This is a genomic window from Citrobacter sp. R56 (assembly GCF_016811995.1).
Taxonomy (GTDB): domain Bacteria; phylum Pseudomonadota; class Gammaproteobacteria; order Enterobacterales; family Enterobacteriaceae; genus Citrobacter_D; species Citrobacter_D enshiensis.
The window spans coordinates 352,852-373,415 of sequence record NZ_CP069159.1 but is presented as its reverse complement, the minus strand read 5'-3'; the positions used below and the strand labels follow the sequence as shown (position 1 = coordinate 373,415).

The following is a 20,564-nucleotide window of genomic DNA, read 5'->3' as shown; positions in this document are numbered from 1 at the left end:
GCGACGCTCCTTATTTACGGCCTTTACGCTGCTGCTTTTTAGGTTGAGCAGCCGGTTTTTCCGGTTGTTCAACAGCAGCCATACCACCCAGGATCTCGCCTTTGAAGATCCACACTTTAACGCCGATTACACCGTAAGTGGTGTGCGCTTCAGAGGTGTTGTAGTCGATGTCAGCACGCAGAGTGTGCAGAGGAACGCGACCTTCGCGGTACCATTCGGTACGTGCAATTTCCGCGCCGCCCAGACGGCCGCTAACTTCAACTTTAATACCTTTCGCGCCCAGACGCATTGCGTTCTGTACAGCACGCTTCATAGCACGACGGAACATAACGCGACGTTCCAGCTGAGAAGTGATGCTGTCAGCAACCAATTTTGCGTCCAGTTCAGGCTTACGCACTTCGGCGATATTGATCTGGGCAGGAACGCCAGCAATATCAGCTACGACTTTGCGCAGTTTTTCTACGTCTTCGCCTTTCTTACCGATAACGATACCCGGACGAGCGGTGTGAATAGTCACACGGATGCTCTTAGCCGGACGCTCGATAACGATACGAGATACAGACGCTTTAGCCAGTTCCTTAGTCAGGTACTGACGTACTTTAAAATCGCTGTCCAGGTTGTCAGCGAATTCTTTGGTGTTCGCAAACCAGGTTGAGTTCCATGGTTTTACAATACCCAGGCGAATACCATTAGGATGTACTTTCTGACCCATTGCTAGTCTCCAGAGTCTCAGCGATCGGACACAACCACAGTAATGTGGCTGGTGCGCTTCAGGATGCGATCTGCACGACCTTTTGCACGCGGCATAATGCGCTTCATGCTCGGGCCTTCGTCTACGAAAATTTTCGTAACTTTCAGATCGTCAATGTCAGCGCCATCGTTGTGTTCAGCGTTAGCAATGGCAGATTCCAGAACTTTCTTGACCAGTACAGCCGCTTTCTTATTGGTGTAGGTCAGAATATCCAGGGCCTGCGACACTTTCTTACCGCGAATCAGGTCTGCAACAAGGCGAACCTTCTGAGCAGAAGAACGAGCATGGCGATGTTGAGCTAAAGTTTCCATCTCTTCCTCCTACCTTATTTCTTCTTCGCTTTTTTATCAGCAGCGTGGCCGCGATAAGTACGAGTCGGTGCGAATTCACCCAGTTTGTGACCGACCATTTCATCGGAAACAAATACCGGAACGTGCTGACGACCATTATGGACAGCGATGGTCAAACCGATCATGTTAGGAAAGATCGTTGAACGACGGGACCAAGTGCGCAGGGGCTTCTTGTCTCCGCTTTCCACCGCTTTCTCTACCTTCTTCAGCAAGTGCAGGTCAATAAAAGGACCTTTCTTGAGAGAACGTGGCATGGCTTATCCTCTAAAATTATTTGCTACGGCGACGTACGATGAATTTATCAGTACGCTTGTTGCTGCGGGTCTTCTTACCTTTGGTCTGAACGCCCCACGGAGTTACCGGGTGCTTACCAAAGTTACGACCTTCACCACCACCATGTGGGTGGTCGACTGGGTTCATCGCAGTACCGCGAACGGTAGGACGAACACCACGCCAGCGTGCAGCACCTGCTTTACCCAGAACGCGCAGCATATGCTCAGCATTGCCAACTTCGCCCAGAGTTGCACGGCAGTCTGCTTCGACTTTACGCATTTCACCAGAACGCAGACGCAGGGTGACATAAGCACCATCACGAGCAACGATCTGAACGTAAGTACCAGCGGAACGAGCCAGCTGACCGCCTTTACCTGGTTTCATTTCTACGTTATGAACGGTAGAACCAACCGGGATATTGCGCATCGGCAGGGTGTTACCTGCTTTGATTGCAGCATCAACGCCAGACTGAATCTGGTCGCCAGCTTTCAGGCCTTTAGGGGCCAGGATGTAACGGCGTTCGCCATCTTTGTACAGAACCAGCGCGATGTTCGCGGAACGGTTCGGATCGTACTCAAGACGTTCAACAACTGCCGGGATACCATCTTTGTTGCGTTTGAAGTCAACCAGACGGTATGCCTGCTTGTGGCCACCACCAATATGACGAGTGGTGATACGGCCATTGTTGTTACGACCACCGGATTTGCTGTTTTTTTCCAGCAACGGAGCAAACGGTTTGCCCTTGTGCAGCTCAGGGTTAACCACTTTAACGACGTGGCGACGACCCGGAGATGTCGGTTTACATTTAACAACTGCCATTGTATTACTCCTCCGACTTACTCAGCGCCGCCAACGAAGTCCAGATTCTGGCCTTCCTTCAGGGTGACGTAAGCTTTTTTCCAGTCGCTACGACGACCGATACGCTGTCCGTGACGTTTAACTTTCCCTTTAACTACCAGGGTGTTAACGACTTCGACTTCGACTTCAAACAGTTTCTGCACAGCAGCTTTGATTTCTGCTTTGGTCGCGTCTTTAGCAACTTTGAGAACGATGGTATTGGTTTTTTCCATCGCAGCAGACGCTTTTTCAGAAACGTGCGGTGCACGCAGCACCTTCAGCAAACGTTCTTCACGAATCATGCCAGCATCTCCTCAACTTGCTTAACAGCATCAGCAGTCATTACGACTTTGTCGAAGGCGATCAGGCTAACCGGGTCGATACCAGTTGCATCGCGTACGTCAACCTTGTGCAGGTTGCGCGCAGCCAGGAACAGGTTCTCGTCCAGCTCACCGGTGATGATCAGCACATCTTCCAGAGCCATGTCTTTCAGTTTCTGTGCCAGCAGCTTAGTTTTAGGCGCTTCTACAGAGAATGATTCGACAACGATCAGACGATCCTGACGTACCAGTTCGGACAGAATGCTTTTCAGCGCGCCGCGGTACATCTTTTTGTTAACTTTTTGACTGTGGTCCTGCGGGCGAGCAGCGAAGGTCACGCCACCGGAACGCCAGATCGGGCTCTTGATAGAACCTGAACGCGCACGGCCGGTACCTTTCTGGCGCCACGGCTTTTTGCCTGAACCAGTTACTTCAGCACGAGTCTTCTGAGCACGAGTACCCTGACGAGCACCAGCTGCATAAGCAACAACAACCTGGTGAACCAGCGCTTCGTTGAAATCACGACCGAAGGTAGTTTCGGAAACAGTCAGCGCGCTCTGCGCGTCTTTCAATACTAATTCCATTGCTATCCCCTTACGCCTTCACAGCTGGTTTAACGATCAGGTCGCAACCGGTCGCACCCGGAACACCACCTTTAACCAGCAGCAGGTTGCGCTCAGCGTCAACGCGTACTACGTCAAGGCTCTGAACGGTGACACGCTCGTTACCCATCTGACCTGCCATTTTCTTGCCTTTGAACACTTTGCCCGGAGTCTGGTTCTGACCGATAGAACCCGGAACGCGGTGAGACAAGGAGTTACCGTGAGTAGCGTCCTGGGTACGGAAGTTCCAGCGCTTAACGGTACCAGCGAAACCTTTACCTTTAGAGGTACCGGTTACGTCAACTTTTTTAACGTCAGCAAACAGTTCAACGCTAATGCTCTGACCTACGGTGAATTCTTCACCATCTGCCAGACGGAACTCCCACAGGCCGCGGCCAGCTTCTACGCCAGCTTTAGCAAAGTGGCCAGCTTCCGGCTTAGTTACACGGTTAGCTTTTTTAGCACCGGTGGTAACCTGAACAGCGCGGTAGCCATCGTTAGCCAGGTCTTTAACCTGAGTAACGCGGTTTGCTTCAACTTCGATTACGGTTACTGGGATAGATACGCCATCTTCAGTGAAGATGCGGGTCATACCCACTTTTTTACCGACTAAACCAATCATTGTATCAACCTCTCAATCGCTCGATGACCTGATTAACCCAGGCTGATCTGCACGTCTACACCGGCAGCCAGGTCCAGACGCATCAGAGCATCAACGGTTTTTTCAGTTGGCTCAACGATGTCAACCAGACGCTTGTGAGTGCGAATTTCGTACTGATCACGCGCGTCTTTGTTAACGTGCGGGGAGATCAGAACGGTAAAGCGCTCTTTGCGGGTCGGCAGCGGGATCGGACCACGAACTTGCGCACCAGTGCGCTTAGCAGTCTCGACGATTTCCGCGGTTGATTGATCGATCAGACGATGATCAAACGCTTTCAAACGGATACGGATTCTTTGGTTCTGCATGAGACCAGAGCTCCAATTATTTTATAGACGAAATAGTTACTCCTCAAACCCATTACGATTGATGGGAGAGTGTAACCGTTCTTACAGAGTTCCCCGATTGGGAACATTGTCTGGTATCGCTTTCGCAGTACCTGTGGCTCATATCGAACCGCTGTCAATATTAGACAAGCCCGCGCATTATACGTAAATCTCAGTCTTACGCAAGCGCCGTGTAGATATTAATCATTTTTTCGACAATGCGGGCTCCGTTCCATCCTGCCTGTAAAAGTCCAAAATTTCATTTTTTCTGCGGAACGAAGGAAACAAAGCAGCAAATACAACATTGCGTGGAAAGCTGTCGCCGCTAATGTGGTCTCACTGCCTACTCAGGAGTTATCCATGTACTCTGCGCTCCCTTTTCTGCTCACATACCTTTTTTTATCAGGGCGTCTGTGGGTCACCGATTTACGAACGGGTTTTTTACCCGATAGATTAACCTGCCCTCTTCTTTGGAGCGGTCTCATTTACCATCAGCTTTTGCTGCCCGCACGTTTGTCCGCTGCCCTATGGGGAGCCATAGCGGGGTATGTCCTGTTCGCTCTTCTGTACTGGGGTTATCGTCTGGCTTACCGACAAGAAGGGTTGGGCTATGGTGATGTGAAGTTTCTTGCCGCCCTGGGCGCATGGCATGAATGGCAGTCATTACCCATGCTGGTGTTTATTGCCGCTTTTTTGGCCTGCGCCGCGGTGGGGACGGATTACTTCAGGTATGGTAGGGCGGTATTAAAAAACCCGCTGCCTTTTGGGCCATACATGGCGGCTGCGGGTTTTATCATAGGATGGAAAACACTGATGCCGGAGAGTTAGTCTACGACTTTAATTTGTGATTGCAGATAATTTTGCAAGCCAAGTTTCGAAATTAAATCCAGCTCGGTTTCCAGCCAGTCGATGTGCCCTTCTTCATCGGCAAGAATTTCAATCATCATATCCCTGCTGACATAATCATGGACGGTATCTGCGTAAGCGATAGCTTCACGTAGATCTTTTGCGCCTTCAAGTTCAAGCCGAAGGTCGGATTGCAGCATCTCTTCGACATCTTCACCAATGCCTAGCTTGCCAAGATCCTGCAAATTTGGAATGCCCTCCAAAAACAAGATACGCTCGATGTACTTATCAGCGTGCTTCATCTCATCAATGGACTCATGGTATTCGACATCATTGAGGCGAATCAGACCCCAATTTTTAAACATACGAGCATGGAGAAAATACTGGTTGATCGCGACAAGCTCATTACCCAATAGTTTATTGAGATAACTTATGATTTTAACATCACCTTTCATTTTATAGTCCCTCCGCTTCCACTCTTTGAAGAGTAGATGGGGCTACAGGGATGTCAAAAAAAAGAATGTGACTCAGGCGATCTCTTTAAATTCCGGAATCTGTGTCAATTCGTCCTGCATTACTTCACGTGCAGCCCGAACACACTTACCACATTGATTTCCAACAGCAATAAACTTACGCAATTGTTGGAAAGATTGTGGATGAAACTGGCGTACCGCCTGACGGATTTTTTTATCACTGACACCATTACACAAACAAACGTACATGATCGCTCCCGTTCAATTTCTGCGCAAAGTGTAAATGAGAATAGTTATGATTACAATAGCACAAATATATAGACGCAGCCGGAGAGCAATAAAAAATGCGAATAAATATGACAGGCTAAATGCCAGGCAGCAAAAAGGGCGCCGTAGCGCCCTTTTTAAGCTCAAAACTAATTATTAAATAATTAGCTCATTACTTTAGCAACAACGCCCGCACCAACAGTACGGCCGCCTTCACGGATTGCGAAACGCAGACCGTCGTCCATCGCGATCGGGTGAATCAGGGTAACAACCATTTTGATGTTGTCGCCCGGCATTACCATCTCTACGCCTTCCGGCAGTTCGATGGTACCAGTCACGTCAGTAGTACGGAAGTAGAACTGCGGACGGTAGCCTTTGAAGAACGGAGTATGACGGCCGCCTTCGTCTTTGGACAGGATATAAACTTCAGATTCGAACTTGGTGTGCGGCTTGATGGAACCCGGCTTAGCCAGTACCTGACCACGTTCGATTTCTTCACGTTTGATACCACGCAGCAGAACACCAACGTTCTCACCAGCACGGCCTTCGTCCAGCAGTTTGCGGAACATTTCAACGCCAGTACAGGTAGACTTGGCAGTCTCTTTGATACCAACGATTTCAACTTCTTCGCCAACTTTAACGATACCGCGCTCTACACGACCGGTAACAACGGTACCACGACCGGAGATGGAGAATACGTCTTCGATAGGCAGCAGGAACGGCTTGTCAATCGCACGCTCTGGTTCCGGGATGTAAGAATCCAGGAAGCCAGCCAGTTCGATGATTTTCGCTTCCCACTCTGCTTCGCCTTCCAGCGCTTTCAGAGCAGAACCACGAACGATCGGAGTGTCGTCGCCCGGGAAATCGTACTGAGACAGAAGTTCACGAACTTCCATTTCTACCAGTTCCAGCAGCTCTTCGTCATCAACCATGTCGCATTTGTTCAGGAACACGATGATGTACGGAACGCCTACCTGACGACCCAGCAGGATGTGCTCACGAGTCTGCGGCATCGGGCCGTCAGTCGCAGCAACAACCAGGATCGCGCCGTCCATCTGCGCAGCACCGGTGATCATGTTTTTAACATAGTCGGCGTGGCCCGGGCAGTCTACGTGTGCGTAGTGGCGAGTCGGGGTGTCATATTCAACGTGAGAAGTGTTGATGGTGATACCACGAGCTTTTTCTTCCGGTGCGTTATCGATCTGGTCGAAAGCACGAGCAGCACCGCCGTAGGTTTTAGCCAGTACGGTGGTGATTGCAGCGGTCAGAGTAGTTTTACCGTGGTCGACGTGGCCGATAGTACCAACGTTGACGTGCGGTTTTGTACGTTCAAATTTTTCTTTAGACACGGCTATATTCCTTACTATAGTGCTCTCCCCTTCAGGAGAGAGCACGGGACTTAGGTTTTAACCCCGGGGCTTATTTACCACGGGCTTCGATTACGGCCTGAGCAACGTTGTTCGGCGCATCATCATACTTCAGGAATTCCATCGTGTATGATGCACGACCTTTGGTCAGAGAACGCAGCTGAGTTGCATATCCGAACATTTCAGACAGCGGAACTTCAGCGTGGATCTTAACGCCAGTTACTTCAGATTCCTGACCGCGCAGCATACCGCGACGACGGCTCAAGTCACCGATAACATCACCAGTGTTCTCTTCCGGAGTCTCTACTTCAACCTTCATGATCGGCTCAAGCAGAACAGGTTTTGCTCTCTTAAAGCCTTCTTTAAAGGCGATAGAAGCAGCCAGTTTAAACGCCAGTTCAGAGGAGTCAACGTCATGGTAAGAACCGAAGTGCAGACGAACACCCATGTCTACTACCGGGTAACCAGCCAGCGGACCAGACTTCAGCTGCTCCTGGATGCCTTTATCAACGGCAGGGATGTATTCGCCAGGAATTACACCACCTTTAATGTCGTTGACGAACTCGTAACCTTTCGGGTTAGAGCCCGGCTCCAGCGGGTACATGTCGATAACGACGTGACCATACTGACCACGACCACCAGACTGTTTCGCGTGCTTACCTTCGATATCGGTAACTTTCGCACGAATCGCTTCGCGGTAAGCGACCTGAGGTTTACCGACGTTCGCTTCAACGTTGAATTCACGCTTCATACGGTCAACGATGATGTCGAGGTGCAGTTCACCCATACCGGCGATGATGGTCTGGTTAGATTCTTCGTCAGTCCATACGCGGAATGACGGGTCTTCTTTAGCCAGACGACCCAGAGCCAGACCCATTTTTTCCTGGTCAGCTTTGGTTTTCGGTTCTACTGCGATGGAGATTACCGGCTCAGGGAATTCCATACGCTCCAGAATGATCGGTTTGTCCGGATCACACAGAGTATCACCAGTAGTCACGTCTTTCAGACCGATCGCAGCAGCGATGTCGCCTGCGCGAACTTCTTTGATCTCTTCACGTTTGTTAGCGTGCATCTGAACGATACGACCGAAACGCTCACGTGCAGATTTCACGGAGTTCAGTACGGTATCACCAGAGTTAACCACACCGGAGTACACACGGAAGAAGGTCAGGTTACCTACGAACGGGTCGGTAGCGATTTTGAACGCCAGCGCAGAGAACGGCTCGTCATCACTTGCGTGACGCTCAGCCGGAGTATCTTTACCGTCGTCCAGGATACCGTTGATCGCAGGAACATCAGTCGGAGCCGGCAGGTAATCGATTACCGCATCCAGCATCGCCTGAACACCTTTGTTCTTAAACGCAGAACCGCAGGTTACCAGGATGATTTCGTTGTTCAGAACGCGCTGACGCAGAGCTTTCTTGATTTCTTCCTCGGTCAGCTCTTCGCCGCCCAGGTATTTTTCCATCAGCTCTTCAGACGCTTCCGCAGCGGACTCAATCAGGTTCTGGTGCCATTCTTCAGCCAGTTCCTGCATGTCAGCCGGGATATCTTCGTATTCGAAGGTTACACCTGCGTCTGCTTCGTTCCAGTTGATGGCTTTCATTTTCACCAGGTCAACAACACCGGTGAAACCTTCTTCAGCACCAATTGCCAGCTGCAGCGGAACCGGGTTCGCGCCCAGACGGGTTTTGATCTGACCAACAACTTTCAGGAAGTTCGCACCCATGCGGTCCATTTTGTTAACGAACGCAATGCGTGGAACTTTATATTTGTTTGCCTGACGCCATACGGTTTCAGACTGCGGCTGAACACCACCAACTGCGCAGTAAACCATTACCGCACCATCAAGAACACGCATGGAACGTTCTACTTCGATAGTGAAGTCAACGTGCCCCGGGGTGTCGATGATGTTTACGCGATGCGGCTCATACTGCTTAGCCATACCTGACCAGAATGCAGTAGTCGCTGCGGAAGTGATAGTAATACCACGTTCCTGCTCCTGCTCCATCCAGTCCATGGTAGCTGCGCCGTCATGAACTTCACCGATTTTATGGTTTACACCGGTGTAGAACAGAATACGTTCGGTAGTGGTGGTTTTACCGGCGTCGATGTGCGCACTGATACCGATGTTACGGTAGCGTGCGATGGGTGTTGTACGAGCCATTTGATTCCTCGTTTATCTTTTAGGCGTTCAATTTAAGTAGCCCAAAGCGGGCTGCTTGCAAGAAGCGCCCGCCTGGTAACTATTACTCCGAAGGGATTACCAACGGTAGTGTGCGAACGCCTTGTTGGCTTCTGCCATACGGTGAACGTCTTCACGTTTCTTAACTGCAGTACCTTTGTTTTCTGCAGCATCAGAAAGTTCGTTCGCCAGGCGCAGAGCCATGGATTTATCACCGCGTTTACGAGCAGCTTCAACGATCCAACGCATTGCCAGAGCATTACGACGAACCGGACGGACTTCAACTGGTACCTGATAAGTAGAACCACCAACGCGGCGAGACTTAACTTCGACAGTCGGGCGCACGTTTTCGAGAGCTACTTCGAAAGCTTCCAGTTCGTTTTTACCAGAACGCTGAGCCAGGGTCTCAAGCGCGCTGTATACGATAGTTTCGGCAGTAGATTTTTTACCATCTACCATCAGGATATTTACAAATTTAGCCAGCAGTTCTGATCCGAACTTCGGATCCGGCAGAATTTTACGCTGACCAATGACGCGACGACGTGGCATGGAAATACTCCGTTGTTAATTCAGGATTGTCCAAAACTCTACGAGTTTAGTTTGACATTAATTTAAAACGTTTGGCCTTACTTAACGGAGAACCATTAAGCCTTAGGACGTTTCACGCCATACTTGGAGCGTGATTGCTTACGGTCTTTAACGCCGGAGCAGTCAAGCGCACCACGAACGGTGTGGTAACGAACACCCGGGAGGTCTTTTACACGACCGCCGCGGATCAGGATCACGGAGTGCTCCTGCAGGTTGTGACCTTCACCACCGATGTAGGAAGTCACTTCAAAACCGTTAGTCAAACGAACACGACATACTTTACGCAGTGCGGAGTTCGGTTTTTTAGGAGTGGTAGTATATACACGAGTACATACGCCACGTTTCTGCGGGCATGCTTCCAGCGCAGGCACGTTGCTCTTTGCAACTTTGCGTGCGCGTGGTTTGCGTACCAGCTGGTTAACTGTTGCCATTAAATAGCTCCTGGTTTTAGCTTTTGCTTCGTAAACACGTAATAAAACGCCCTCATACAATATGAGGACGCAGAATTTTAGGGCGACGTCGAAAAGGTGTCAAGAAATATACAACAATCCCGCAATTACCAGGTCATCTGGCGGGGATGTTTCGCCACAAGTCTGACGAAGTCAGTATAGTCAACCCTGACGACGCTGTCTGAAATTTGACCACCCAAACCGCGAGCTTTAATGTCTTCTTCCAGCACGTATATCTTAATGGGGGCATTCAGCAAACTTTCAAGGAAACGGCTGCCTTCGATAGCGGTCATCACGCCATCCTGTAGCAACAAAAGCTCATCCCCTTCTTTGAGCAGACGAAGAAGAGAGGAGAGATCCGAATGCCACGCAGAGCGATGTAAAGTGTGCAATATAGACATAAGGGACTCAGAACCTCAGGATAACGTCATAGCCGTCAAGCTCATTGCGCAGCGCTTCAGGCTCAAGCAGTGTCGTATCAATGACAAAGCGTGTGTCTTCCGACAGACCCCGTTCACGCATAGAGGCGGCGCAGAGCCAACACTGTTCAATGTCGTAGAGTTCCAGCAGTTTAAAGGTGGCAATGTAGTCGCGTGCCAACACCACATCAGGTTTTTGCCCCAGAAGTATCTGAAAAACGCCATCGCCAATAAAAAAGACGCCAAGCGCTTCTGTTAATGCAGATGTTGCCAGCAACGCATCCAGCCCTTCACGGCCCGATGCGCTACCGTGCGGCGCAGTAGAAAATACAAAAGCAATGCGTTTCATTAAAATTGCACCACGCGATCGCAGGTCAGCGATGCTTCCGCCAGAGCTCCAAGCCCACTGAGAATGAAACCTGGCTGTAAGTTAGCCGCAGCCAGGCCTAGTCTGGCAGACTCCGTTTCATCCACAATCCCCCGGCGCAACGCCGCCGCAACACAGATGTTTAATGTCACACCCTGCGTTTGGTTCAGCTGTTGCCAGGCACGTACCACGTCAAATTCGTCACTGGCAGGCGACGTCAGCATGTTGGCGTTATAGACACCGTCCTGGTAGAAAAAGACACTGCTCAGTTCGTGCCCCTCATTGAGCACCGCCAGGGCAAACTGCAAGGCGCTGCTCGCCTGCTGTGTGCCGTAAGCAGGCCCAGTGACCACAATGGCGAAACGCATTACTTAGTATCCTGTCCCTGAAAATCGCCGCTTTTGAACTGACGTATGTAGAGGTACACCGTGTGCTTGGAGATGTTCAGGCGGTCAGCCACCTGGTTAATCGCATCTTTGATATCGAAGATGCCTTTCTCGTAGAGGTTGAGCACAATCTGGCGGTTCTTCGTATTGTTAGACACGTTTCGGTCAGCGTTCACTTCTTCAATCGTGAACTCCAGCGTTTGCGTGACCAAATCTTCTACCGAGGAGGCAAAGTTAACGGAGGAACCCACTTCCGGCGTTTCCGGCGGAATGAAGGTATTCATAATCTGTGAGAACGGTACATCAAGGTTCATGTTGATGCACAGTAGACCAATCACACGATGCTCGCGGTTGCGAATAGCAATCGTCACCGACTTCATCAAGACACCGCTTTTCGCGCGTGTAAAGTAGCACTTCGACACGCTGCTGTCCGCACCCGTCATATCATGCAGCATGCGCAACGCAAGGTCAGTAATCGGCGAGCCAATTTTGCGGCCCGTGTGTTCACCGTTAGCAATGCGAATTGCCGAGCATTTCAAATCCTGCAAAGAGTGCAATACGATTTCACAATGGGAACCAATGAGCATCGCTAACCCGTCCACCACCGCTTCGTAGGATTTCAGAATATCGAAGTCGGTTTGATCGAAAGGACGTTGATCCAGTAAATCAAGCTCACTGGTTTCGTTGGTTAAAAGCGACCTGGACATGAAAAAAAACACTCCTTTTCAGGAGCCTGTCGGTATGTTTTCAGGGCAGGCTCATTATTTACGCGGACAACTAAATTAATACAGCGGACGTTCCGCTTTCCAGTACTAATTATATCCGGCCTGCAATTAAAAACCCGCCGCCATACTGGCGGCGGTTCTCAGTTTTTATTTTTTAGCAGCATCTGCTGCTTTGGCATCAGCTTCTGCTGGCGCTGCGGCATCCGCTTTCGGTGCCGGTTTGATGTCCAGCAGCTCTACGTCGAATACCAGCGTAGAGTTAGCCGGGATGCCCGGAACGCCAGTTTTGCCGTAAGCCAGATCCGGTGGGATAACCAGTTGGATCTTACCGCCTTTCTTGATGTTCTTCAGACCTTCAGTCCAGCCAGGGATCACACCATCCAGACGGAAAGAGAGTGGCTCACCACGGGTGTAAGAGTTATCGAACTCTTTACCGTCAATCAGCGTACCTTTGTAATTCACCACCACAGTATCGCTGTCTTTCGGCGCATCGCCAGTACCGGCTTTTTCTACTTTATAGACGAGGCCAGTAGAAGAGGTTTTAGCCCCTTTCTCTTTAGCGAATTTCTCGCGGAATGCTTTGCCTTTGGTTTCGTTTTCAGTCGCGTCTTTTTCCATCTTCGCCTGAGCGGAGCTCTTCACGCGAGTTTCAAACGCCTGCAGCGTTTGTTCGATTTCCTGGTCAGACAATTTGCTCTTGTCTGCAAACGCATCCTGAACACCCGCGATCAGCTGATCTTTGTCCAGTTTAATGCCTAATTTTTCCTGTTCCTTCAGGGAGTTTTCCATGTAACGACCCAGAGAAGCACCCAGCGCATACGCTGATTTCTGATCGTCATTTTTGAACGCCGCTTTGCTGTCGGCAGTTGCCGCAGGTTTTGCAGCATCAGCAGCGAAAGTGATCGGAGCGTGCAGAGCAACGGCCATTGTGGTCGCCAGCAGCGTTACTTTAAACAGTGATTTCATCCATATCTCCAGGGCCGGGGCATCTCACCCCAGGGTTAACTTACACAAGAAACGTACTATAAAGCGTTGTAGAACAAATCAACATACGAACACGCCCTATTATCACCCCTTTTCAGACTCTTTTTGTTTAATTTAGTTTCCTGAAAGGTTAATGAGTACTGTGCAATCCCGTAAAGTTAAGTAGAATCCGCGGCCGGGAACAACAAAAGAGGTGAATCATGCAGGATATAACGATGGAAGCTCGCCTGGCTGAACTGGAGAGTCGCCTGGCTTTTCAGGAGATCACCATTGAAGAACTCAATGTGACAGTGACCGCTCATGAGATGGAAATGGCTAAACTACGCGATCATCTGCGTTTGCTGACGGATAAACTCAAAGCCAGCCAACCGTCAAACATTGCCTCTCAGTCCGAAGAGACGCCACCGCCACATTATTGAGACGTAAAAAAAGCGGGTTTCCCCGCTTTTTTTGTGCCCGGTATCGCTACGCTTACCGGGCCAGCATGACGATTAATGGCAACCGCAGCCGCCATTTCCGCCACAACCACCTTTGCCGTGCTCATGACCATGGTCATGGTCGTGGCCGTGGCCACCGCAGCAACCTTCGTGGTCGTGGTCATGGTCGTGACCGTTAGCACCGTGAACGTGGCCATGAGCCAGCTCTTCTTCGGTTGCTTCACGAATCGCGACAACTTCCACGTTGAATTTCAGGTTCTGGCCAGCCAGCATGTGGTTACCGTCAACCACAACGTGGTCGTCTTCCACTTCGGTGATTTCTACCGGTACCGGGCCCTGGTCGGTTTCCGCCAGGAAGCGCATGCCAACCTGCAGTTCGTCAACGCCCATGAACACGTCTTTAGGAACGCGCTGCACCAGGTTTTCGTCATACTGACCGTAAGCGTCGTTAGCGCCTACAGCAACGTCAAATTTGTCGCCAACATCGTGACCTTCCAGCGCTGTTTCCAGGCCAGAGATCAGGGAACCGTGACCATGCAGGTAGTCCAGCGGCGCACTCACCGGAGACTCATCAACCAACACACCGTCTTCTGTACGTACCTGATAGGCCAGGCTGACCACCAGGTCTTTTGCTACTTTCATGATATCTCCTGAGCATGGGAAGAATAGTGGCGCAGATTGTAGCGGAATTCTGCACTCGTGTACCCACTAGCTTAAAAAAACCTGCGACATATCGCTAGTCCGGATGAAAAATCCCGATCACTTGCTCTTCTTTGCGAACATGCTCGCGCGCCGCTTTATCGGCTTCACGCATCTGATGACCACACTTAACGCATTCAACAATATCAACATTATTTTCGCGCCACATCGCCAGAGAATCTTGCGCCTGGCAAGATGGGCATTTTGCACCTGCAATAAAACGTTTACGAATTGCCATACTGCTCCCCTACTCAAATTCATCCCAGCCATCCAGCTGGCGCCGTTCTTTCTGCATCTCTCGCTGGAAGATCTCCTCCAGCTCGCGTCGGGCTTCCGTGGCGCGTGAGATTTGAACCGTATCGGTATGCATTGGGATCAACTCCCGTAACATACGCATGTCTAGGCGACGAAAGTGCAGTTGCGCCCGCTGCGCCTGATGCGGATGCATCCCTAATGACACCAGCGTTTTGCGCCCCAACTCCAGCGCACTGGAAAAGGTTTCACGAGAAAACTGTGTCACCCCCACCTGTAATAACTCATGTGCTTCTACACGTCCGCGCGCCCGCGCAAGAATATGCAAATGCGGAAAATGCTGCTGGCACAGTTCCACCAGCTTCATGGTGTCTTCAGGCTCATTACAGGTGATCACGATCGACTCCGCCGCTTCTGCCCCTGCCGAACGCAGGAGATCCACCTGGGTGGCATCACCGTAATACACTTTGTAGCCATATTTACGCATCAGGTTGACGGCACTGATATCCCGCTCAAGTACCGTGATACGCATCTTGTTCGCCATCAACAAACGCCCAATCACCTGACCGAATCGCCCAAACCCCACCACAATCACTTGCGGCTTATCATCATCCACCCAGGGCGCTTCGTCTTCCTCTTCCGGGCCATTGATCTGCCTGGAAAGCCATTTATCAATGAGCTTCATTAACAAGGGTGTTGTCATCATCGACAGCGTGACGGTCACCAACAGCAACGCCATCTGATCGCCCTGAAACAATCGCTGAGAAGACGCGGTAGAAAAGAGCACAAAAGCAAACTCGCCCCCCTGACTCAACACGCCCGCAAACTGCATTCGCTCCGAACTCCTCACGCCATACACGCGAGCCAGCAAATAGAGCACCAGCGTCTTGACGGCCACCAGAATGACGACGCTCATCACGACCCACAACAGATGGGTGTAGAGCACACCAAGATTCAACGACATCCCGACCGAAATAAAGAACAGCCCCAGCAGCAAGCCTTTAAAGGGATCAATGGCGGTTTCCAGCTCATGGCGATATTCGCTTTCCGCCAGTAACACACCCGCAATAAACGTCCCCAGCGCCATCGACAGCCCCAGCGCATCCATAAACAGCGCCGAAGCCAGCACCAGCAGCAGGGTGGCGGCAGTGAAAACCTCCCTCACTCCCGAACTGGCGATAAAGCGAAATACGGGGCGCAGCAGATAGCGTCCGCCAATCAGCATGCCCGCAAATGCCAGCACCTTCATGCCCACTTTGATCCAGTCAAAATGTTCATCTGCGGAACCCGCCAGCAGCGGCACCAGCGCCAGCGCCGGGATCACCGCCAAATCCTGAAACAGCAGCACAGAAAAACCCAGTTGCCCGGATTCACTGCGATTCATCCCTTTTTCACGCATCAGCTGCAATGCCATGGCGGTCGACGACATCGCCAGACCGATCCCCCCGACCACCGCCGCCTGCCACGAGAAGCGGGTCAGCATCAGTAGCCCCGCCAGCACTGCCGCGCTTAACATCACCTGCGCCGCCCCGACGCCAAAAATAGAACGCCGCAGCTGCCAGAGTTTTGCGGGATTCAGCTCCAGGCCAATGATAAACATCAGGAAGACAACGCCCAACTCAGAGAAATGCAGGATCTCATCAACGTCGCTGATAAACCCCAGCCCCCACGGACCGATAGCGATCCCGGCCAGCAGGTAGCCCAGGACCGCGCCGATACCCAGCCGCGCAGCCAACGGCACCGCAACCACTGCCGCGAAGAGAAACAGCACGCCTGCCAGCATTAAATCGGAACCTTCCATCAGCGACCTCCCGCAACAACAGGGTTTGCCAGCCACTCACCATACGCCCTGGCATGACTGGCTAATTCCTGCGCACTTTGTCGCCTGGCCCAGTAAATAATGATCGGACTCATCCAATGCATACGACACATTGCTGCCGTCAATTCAAAGGGACGCAGCACGTCGCTCATCGGATAACGGTTCAGCGCGTCATAGCGGTAAGCACTTTCCGGCTCGCCGGTAGTGATCACGCTTCGCCAGTACTTTCCCGCCAGTTGATTTCCTCCGGGACCGCTGGCAAAACCGCGGCTCAACACCCGGTCAAACCACTCTTTGAGCAGTGCCGGACAGCTGTAGGTATACAAAGGGTGCTGAAAAACAATCACGTCGTGTTCACGCAATAGCGCCTGCTCATGCGGAATATCGATAAAAAAATCAGGGTAGTGCGCGTAAAGATCGTGCACTGTCACATTACTGAGCTGCATGGCCGGCTTAAGCAGAACCCGATTGGCGACCGAGTCCTGAGATTCCGGATGGGCATACAGCAGCAAAACTTTCGCTGGCTGGGACATCATCCCCCTCCCGGTTTTTGTGTATAGTCGTTGTTTTGGGCTACCATTGCGCTCCAGTGCGGCAGTACGCCCACACACACTACATTATCATAATGATAAATTAACATAGTCAGAACATACGGCGCCTTATGATTGTTTTCTCCTCGTTACAAATTCGCCGCGGCGTACGCGTCTTGCTGGACAATGCTACAGCGACCATCAATCCTGGTCAGAAAGTCGGTCTGGTGGGTAAAAATGGCTGCGGAAAATCTACCCTGCTGGCATTGCTAAAAAATGAAATCAGCGCCGATGGCGGCAATTATTCCTTCCCCGGCAACTGGCAACTGGCGTGGGTGAATCAGGAAACGCCTGCGCTTCCGCAGCCTGCGCTGGAATACGTTATTGACGGTGACCGTGAGTATCGCCAGTTGGAAGCGCAACTGAACGACGCTAACGAACGTAACGACGGACACGCGATTGCCACCGTACATGGCAAACTGGACGCCATCGACGCCTGGACCGTGCGGTCCCGCGCCGCCAGTCTGCTCCACGGTCTCGGTTTCTCCAATGAGCAACTTGAGCGCCCGGTCAGCGACTTCTCCGGCGGCTGGCGCATGCGTCTTAACCTGGCCCAGGCGCTGATCTGCCGCTCAGATTTGCTGCTGCTCGATGAACCCACCAACCACCTTGATCTGGACGCCGTCATCTGGCTGGAGAAATGGCTGAAGAGCTATCAGGGGACACTGATCCTTATCTCCCACGACCGCGACTTCCTCGATCCGGTGGTCGATAAAATTATTCATATCGAACAACAAACGATGTTCGAGTACACCGGCAACTACAGCGCGTTTGAAATTCAGCGAGCCACGCGCCTGGCGCAGCAACAATCGATGTACGAAAGCCAGCAGGAGCGTGTCGCGCACTTGCAAAGCTATATCGACCGTTTCCGCGCCAAAGCAACCAAAGCGAAACAAGCACAGAGCCGCATCAAGATGCTGGAACGCATGGAGCTTATCGCTCCGGCACACGTCGACAACCCGTTCCACTTCAGCTTCCGGGCGCCAGAAAGCCTGCCTAACCCGCTGCTGAAAATGGAGAAAGTGAGCGCCGGATATGGCGATCGCGTTATCCTCGACTCCATCAAACTCAATCTGGTTCCCGGCTCACGTATCGGACTGTTAGGACGCAACGGCGCAGGGAAATCGACGCTGATCAAACTGCTGGCGGGCGAGCTCGATCCTGTCAGCGGGGAGATCGGTCTGGCAAAAGGCATCAAACTGGGGTATTTCGCCCAGCATCAACTGGAGTTCCTCCGCGCAGACGAATCACCGTTGCAGCATCTGACGCGACTGGCGCCTCAGGAACTGGAACAGAAGCTGCGGGATTATCTCGGCGGCTTTGGTTTCCAGGGCGATAAAGTCACTGAAGAAACTCAACGTTTCTCCGGCGGTGAAAAGGCCCGTCTGGTGCTGGCGCTGATCGTCTGGCAGCGTCCGAACCTGCTGCTGCTCGATGAACCGACCAACCACCTGGATCTGGATATGCGTCAGGCATTGACCGAAGCCTTGATCGACTTTGAAGGGGCCCTGGTTGTCGTTTCGCACGACCGTCACCTGCTGCGCTCAACCACTGACGATCTCTATCTGGTTCATGACCGTAAAGTCGAGCCGTTCGATGGCGATCTGGAAGATTATCAACAATGGCTGAGCGACGTGCAGAAGCAGGAAAGTCAGCCTGATGACGCGCCGAAAGACAACGCCAATAGCGCGCAAGCGCGTAAAGATCAGAAACGCCGTGAAGCGGAGCTACGCACGCAAACTCAGCCACTGCGTAAAGAAATTGCGCGACTGGAAAAAGAGATGGAGAAACTGAACGCGCAACTGGCGCAGGCGGAAGAAAAACTGGGCGACAGCGAATTGTACGATCAGAGCAGAAAAGCCGAGCTCACCGCCTGTCTGCAACAGCAAGCCAGCGCCAAATCAGGGCTGGAAGAGTGTGAAATGGCCTGGCTTGAAATACAGGAACAGCTCGAACAGATGCTGGCCGAGTAGCCGTGATTGCCGGATGGCGGCGCTTTCACGCCTTATCCGGCCTACGGACTGATTCACAATGATTACCGGATAGCGACGTTGAAGCGTCGCCATCCGGTCTGCTACCTGAGAACCAGGCGAGGTGAATCAGCGCTGCGTCGCCAGCCGCTGGCGGATTTGTTCAAAATGTTCGCGGTTGAACAGTGCCCCATCGAGGAAACGCGTCTTCAGTTCACCCTCCTGCTCCTGAACCCAGCTTTGTTCATCGTGCAGGCGTAACTCGCCCTGTTCATCACGCGCAACGCGCAGCAATCCGCGGGCAGAACGTTTCAGTCCATTATCGGTTTTCGGCGCTTTAAAGATTGTACGGCCGTTGCCGTCGACCTCTCCCCAGGTCGCTTTCATCGCAAAACCAAAGGTGTCGCGCGTGTTGTACTGATAGGTGAAAGAACCGACTCCGAAGACCACGTTCGAACTGGCAAACCCTTTCGCCTCCAGCCGCCGTAGGATCTCATTCGCCCGTTCAAGGGTGATGGAGTCGCCATAAATCAACCCTACGTGCGGGTCGAGCACCTTATAACCTTTCTCATTGATCGTGCCGCCAAAAATCTCCCACAGCACTTCCACCGATCCTTTCTCTTGTGGGCTGCGGTCGGCGCGATCATCCTCGTCCATCCCGGTGCCGCAAAGGATCTCCACCGGATCACCGCTGTCGGGGCGAAAGACCACCCGCCCTTCCCGCGCCAGAATGGTATTTTTGAGTTCACGGGTATACTCCGTCAGCACCTGCCAGTAGTCCCAGGTATCAGACACTATCGACACAAAACCCTGCGGGTAAAGATCGACAATCAGCCGACGGAACGTTTCAATCTCATGTTCGCGCTCGCCCATGCACATCACGCTGTGTTCGGTCGCCGGAATACTGGCGCCGATAAAATAGGCGTCGCCGTCGGTGTAGTAATCACGGGCATACAACAGCGACGGAATGCTATCCGTGCCTTTAAAACTCAACAGATGCCCACTGCCCGCCTGCATGGTGTCCTGGAGACCGGCCATGCCGCGAAACGAAAAATCATGGCACTGAAAATCGAGATGCGTCAGGTTGCTACAGGTTTTCTCTGCCCAATGCGCGCAAATTTTGCGGTAATGGTGAGCAATGGTGGCGTTCGTTGAGGCTTTCCAGAGTTCCGCCGACAGTACAGTTTCCAGGTAATTTACCAACCAGAAAAACTCGGGTTTGGTGTTGATAATGGTGAGAACCGGTACCGCCATGGGCACTTTAGTGCCTTCATCCAGCGCCTTAATATGCAGCGGCAGGTAGCCCAACTGATGCAGCGCGCGAATATGATCGACGGCGACGGCATCGCGACCGAGATAACTGTCCATCACCTGCTTATATTCGTTGACCACCTCGTCTTCCGGACGGGCAAAGAAGGCCTCGTTAAACAGATCGACCAGAAACCACTGTAAAAAGCCCTGCAGACCAAAGAACACCAACTTGCCGTCCGGCAACGGCGACTGAAAATAGCGATCGCTGCGCGGCGTGAAGTTGGAATACACCCGGGTGGTTCCCTGCGGATACTGCACGCGGTGGGAGACTTTGTAGCCGTCGATAGCCAGAATTGGATTCATTTTCATTATG

The 20,564-nt window shown here is 51.9% G+C and carries 27 protein-coding genes; 3 read left to right on the top strand and 24 right to left on the bottom strand.

What is annotated here, in order from left to right; translation table 11 throughout:
• Positions 1-10: 10 nt before the first annotated feature.
• The 8 genes from rpsC to rpsJ are packed head-to-tail and all read right to left on the bottom strand — an operon-like array spanning position 11 to position 4,099.
• Positions 11-712, bottom strand: a complete 702-nt coding sequence (gene rpsC / locus JM656_RS01725) for a 30S ribosomal protein S3 (protein ID WP_000529945.1) — start codon at positions 710-712, stop codon at positions 11-13.
• Positions 713-729: 17 nt separating this feature from the next.
• On the bottom strand, positions 730-1,062 hold the full coding sequence (gene rplV / locus JM656_RS01720) for a 50S ribosomal protein L22 (RefSeq protein ID WP_000448832.1): 333 nt from the start codon (positions 1,060-1,062) through the stop codon (positions 730-732).
• Between the two features lie 14 nt (positions 1,063-1,076).
• A complete protein-coding gene (gene rpsS, locus JM656_RS01715) occupies positions 1,077-1,355 on the bottom strand; it encodes a 30S ribosomal protein S19 (protein WP_001138115.1) in 279 nt (92 codons plus the stop codon).
• Positions 1,356-1,371: 16 nt separating this feature from the next.
• Complete coding sequence (gene rplB / locus JM656_RS01710) at positions 1,372-2,193, bottom strand: 50S ribosomal protein L2 (protein ID WP_039076813.1); 822 nt, start codon at positions 2,191-2,193, stop codon at positions 1,372-1,374.
• A gap of 17 nt (positions 2,194-2,210) precedes the next feature.
• Entirely contained in the window at positions 2,211-2,513 is a 303-nt protein-coding gene (rplW, locus tag JM656_RS01705; RefSeq protein WP_004868363.1) for a 50S ribosomal protein L23, read from the bottom strand.
• A complete protein-coding gene (gene rplD, locus JM656_RS01700; RefSeq protein WP_003031119.1) occupies positions 2,510-3,115 on the bottom strand; it encodes a 50S ribosomal protein L4 in 606 nt (201 codons plus the stop codon). The genes rplW and rplD overlap by 4 nt, the downstream gene beginning before the upstream one ends.
• A 10-nt stretch (positions 3,116-3,125) precedes the next feature.
• Positions 3,126-3,755, bottom strand: coding sequence for a 50S ribosomal protein L3 (gene rplC, locus JM656_RS01695; protein ID WP_162383477.1), 630 nt, complete (start codon positions 3,753-3,755; stop codon positions 3,126-3,128).
• Between the two features lie 32 nt (positions 3,756-3,787).
• On the bottom strand, positions 3,788-4,099 hold the full coding sequence (rpsJ, locus tag JM656_RS01690; protein WP_001181005.1) for a 30S ribosomal protein S10: 312 nt from the start codon (positions 4,097-4,099) through the stop codon (positions 3,788-3,790).
• Between the two features lie 378 nt (positions 4,100-4,477).
• Here rpsJ and JM656_RS01685 point away from each other — a divergent pair, with 378 nt between their 5' ends.
• Positions 4,478-4,945, top strand: a complete 468-nt coding sequence (locus JM656_RS01685) for an A24 family peptidase (protein ID WP_203359772.1) — start codon at positions 4,478-4,480, stop codon at positions 4,943-4,945.
• Here the strand turns inward: JM656_RS01685 and bfr are convergent.
• The 11 genes from bfr to fkpA all read right to left on the bottom strand — a co-directional run bounded on the left by bfr (position 4,942) and on the right by fkpA (position 13,155).
• Positions 4,942-5,418: a bacterioferritin gene (bfr, locus tag JM656_RS01680; protein WP_203359771.1), complete on the bottom strand. Its 477-nt coding sequence runs from the start codon at positions 5,416-5,418 to the stop codon at positions 4,942-4,944. The two genes, JM656_RS01685 and bfr, sit on opposite strands and share 4 nt — an antisense overlap.
• Positions 5,419-5,490: 72 nt before the next feature.
• Positions 5,491-5,685 carry a bacterioferritin-associated ferredoxin gene (gene bfd / locus JM656_RS01675; RefSeq protein ID WP_203359770.1) on the bottom strand — a complete coding sequence of 65 codons (195 nt, stop codon included), beginning with the start codon at positions 5,683-5,685 and terminating at the stop codon, positions 5,491-5,493.
• 182 nt (positions 5,686-5,867) lie between these two features.
• On the bottom strand, positions 5,868-7,052 hold the full coding sequence (tuf, locus tag JM656_RS01670) for an elongation factor Tu (RefSeq protein ID WP_192610773.1): 1,185 nt from the start codon (positions 7,050-7,052) through the stop codon (positions 5,868-5,870).
• A gap of 70 nt (positions 7,053-7,122) precedes the next feature.
• The gene (gene fusA, locus JM656_RS01665; RefSeq protein ID WP_203359769.1) at positions 7,123-9,237 is read right to left on the bottom strand and encodes an elongation factor G; all 2,115 of its coding nucleotides are present in this window, start codon (positions 9,235-9,237) and stop codon (positions 7,123-7,125) included.
• Between the two features lie 96 nt (positions 9,238-9,333).
• Positions 9,334-9,804, bottom strand: a complete 471-nt coding sequence (gene rpsG, locus JM656_RS01660; RefSeq protein ID WP_003023657.1) for a 30S ribosomal protein S7 — start codon at positions 9,802-9,804, stop codon at positions 9,334-9,336.
• Between the two features lie 95 nt (positions 9,805-9,899).
• On the bottom strand, positions 9,900-10,274 hold the full coding sequence (rpsL, locus tag JM656_RS01655; RefSeq protein WP_003023654.1) for a 30S ribosomal protein S12: 375 nt from the start codon (positions 10,272-10,274) through the stop codon (positions 9,900-9,902).
• A 125-nt stretch (positions 10,275-10,399) separates the two neighbouring features.
• Positions 10,400-10,687, bottom strand: a complete 288-nt coding sequence (gene tusB, locus JM656_RS01650; RefSeq protein ID WP_192614278.1) for a sulfurtransferase complex subunit TusB — start codon at positions 10,685-10,687, stop codon at positions 10,400-10,402.
• A 13-nt stretch (positions 10,688-10,700) separates the two neighbouring features.
• Complete coding sequence (gene tusC, locus JM656_RS01645; protein WP_203359768.1) at positions 10,701-11,060, bottom strand: sulfurtransferase complex subunit TusC; 360 nt, start codon at positions 11,058-11,060, stop codon at positions 10,701-10,703.
• The gene (gene tusD, locus JM656_RS01640) at positions 11,060-11,446 is read right to left on the bottom strand and encodes a sulfurtransferase complex subunit TusD (protein WP_203359767.1); all 387 of its coding nucleotides are present in this window, start codon (positions 11,444-11,446) and stop codon (positions 11,060-11,062) included. Before tusD ends, tusC begins: the two co-directional genes overlap by 1 nt.
• Entirely contained in the window at positions 11,446-12,171 is a 726-nt protein-coding gene (locus JM656_RS01635; protein ID WP_192610769.1) for a transcriptional regulator, read from the bottom strand. The genes tusD and JM656_RS01635 overlap by 1 nt, the downstream gene beginning before the upstream one ends.
• A gap of 165 nt (positions 12,172-12,336) precedes the next feature.
• Positions 12,337-13,155: an FKBP-type peptidyl-prolyl cis-trans isomerase gene (gene fkpA, locus JM656_RS01630; RefSeq protein ID WP_203359766.1), complete on the bottom strand. Its 819-nt coding sequence runs from the start codon at positions 13,153-13,155 to the stop codon at positions 12,337-12,339.
• Positions 13,156-13,373: 218 nt separating this feature from the next.
• On the opposite strand from fkpA, the gene JM656_RS01625 reads away from it, so the two are divergent.
• Positions 13,374-13,592, top strand: a complete 219-nt coding sequence (locus tag JM656_RS01625) for a protein SlyX (RefSeq protein ID WP_162383486.1) — start codon at positions 13,374-13,376, stop codon at positions 13,590-13,592.
• Positions 13,593-13,664: 72 nt separating this feature from the next.
• Here the strand turns inward: JM656_RS01625 and slyD are convergent, their stop codons facing one another.
• The 4 genes from slyD to kefG form a co-directional block, all read right to left on the bottom strand.
• The gene (slyD, locus tag JM656_RS01620; protein WP_203359765.1) at positions 13,665-14,252 is read right to left on the bottom strand and encodes a peptidylprolyl isomerase; all 588 of its coding nucleotides are present in this window, start codon (positions 14,250-14,252) and stop codon (positions 13,665-13,667) included.
• 94 nt (positions 14,253-14,346) lie between these two features.
• A complete protein-coding gene (locus JM656_RS01615; protein ID WP_192610765.1) occupies positions 14,347-14,547 on the bottom strand; it encodes a YheV family putative zinc ribbon protein in 201 nt (66 codons plus the stop codon).
• 9 nt (positions 14,548-14,556) lie between these two features.
• The gene (gene kefB, locus JM656_RS01610; RefSeq protein WP_203359764.1) at positions 14,557-16,362 is read right to left on the bottom strand and encodes a glutathione-regulated potassium-efflux system protein KefB; all 1,806 of its coding nucleotides are present in this window, start codon (positions 16,360-16,362) and stop codon (positions 14,557-14,559) included.
• Complete coding sequence (gene kefG, locus JM656_RS01605; protein WP_162383517.1) at positions 16,362-16,913, bottom strand: glutathione-regulated potassium-efflux system ancillary protein KefG; 552 nt, start codon at positions 16,911-16,913, stop codon at positions 16,362-16,364. The genes kefB and kefG overlap by 1 nt, the downstream gene beginning before the upstream one ends.
• A gap of 128 nt (positions 16,914-17,041) precedes the next feature.
• On the opposite strand from kefG, the gene JM656_RS01600 reads away from it, so the two are divergent.
• The gene (locus JM656_RS01600) at positions 17,042-18,943 is read left to right on the top strand and encodes an ABC transporter ATP-binding protein (RefSeq protein ID WP_203359763.1); all 1,902 of its coding nucleotides are present in this window, start codon (positions 17,042-17,044) and stop codon (positions 18,941-18,943) included.
• Positions 18,944-19,069: 126 nt separating this feature from the next.
• Here JM656_RS01600 and JM656_RS01595 read toward each other — a convergent pair whose 3' ends face one another.
• Positions 19,070-20,560: a nicotinate phosphoribosyltransferase gene (locus tag JM656_RS01595; RefSeq protein WP_203359762.1), complete on the bottom strand. Its 1,491-nt coding sequence runs from the start codon at positions 20,558-20,560 to the stop codon at positions 19,070-19,072.
• Positions 20,561-20,564 lie beyond the last annotated feature (4 nt).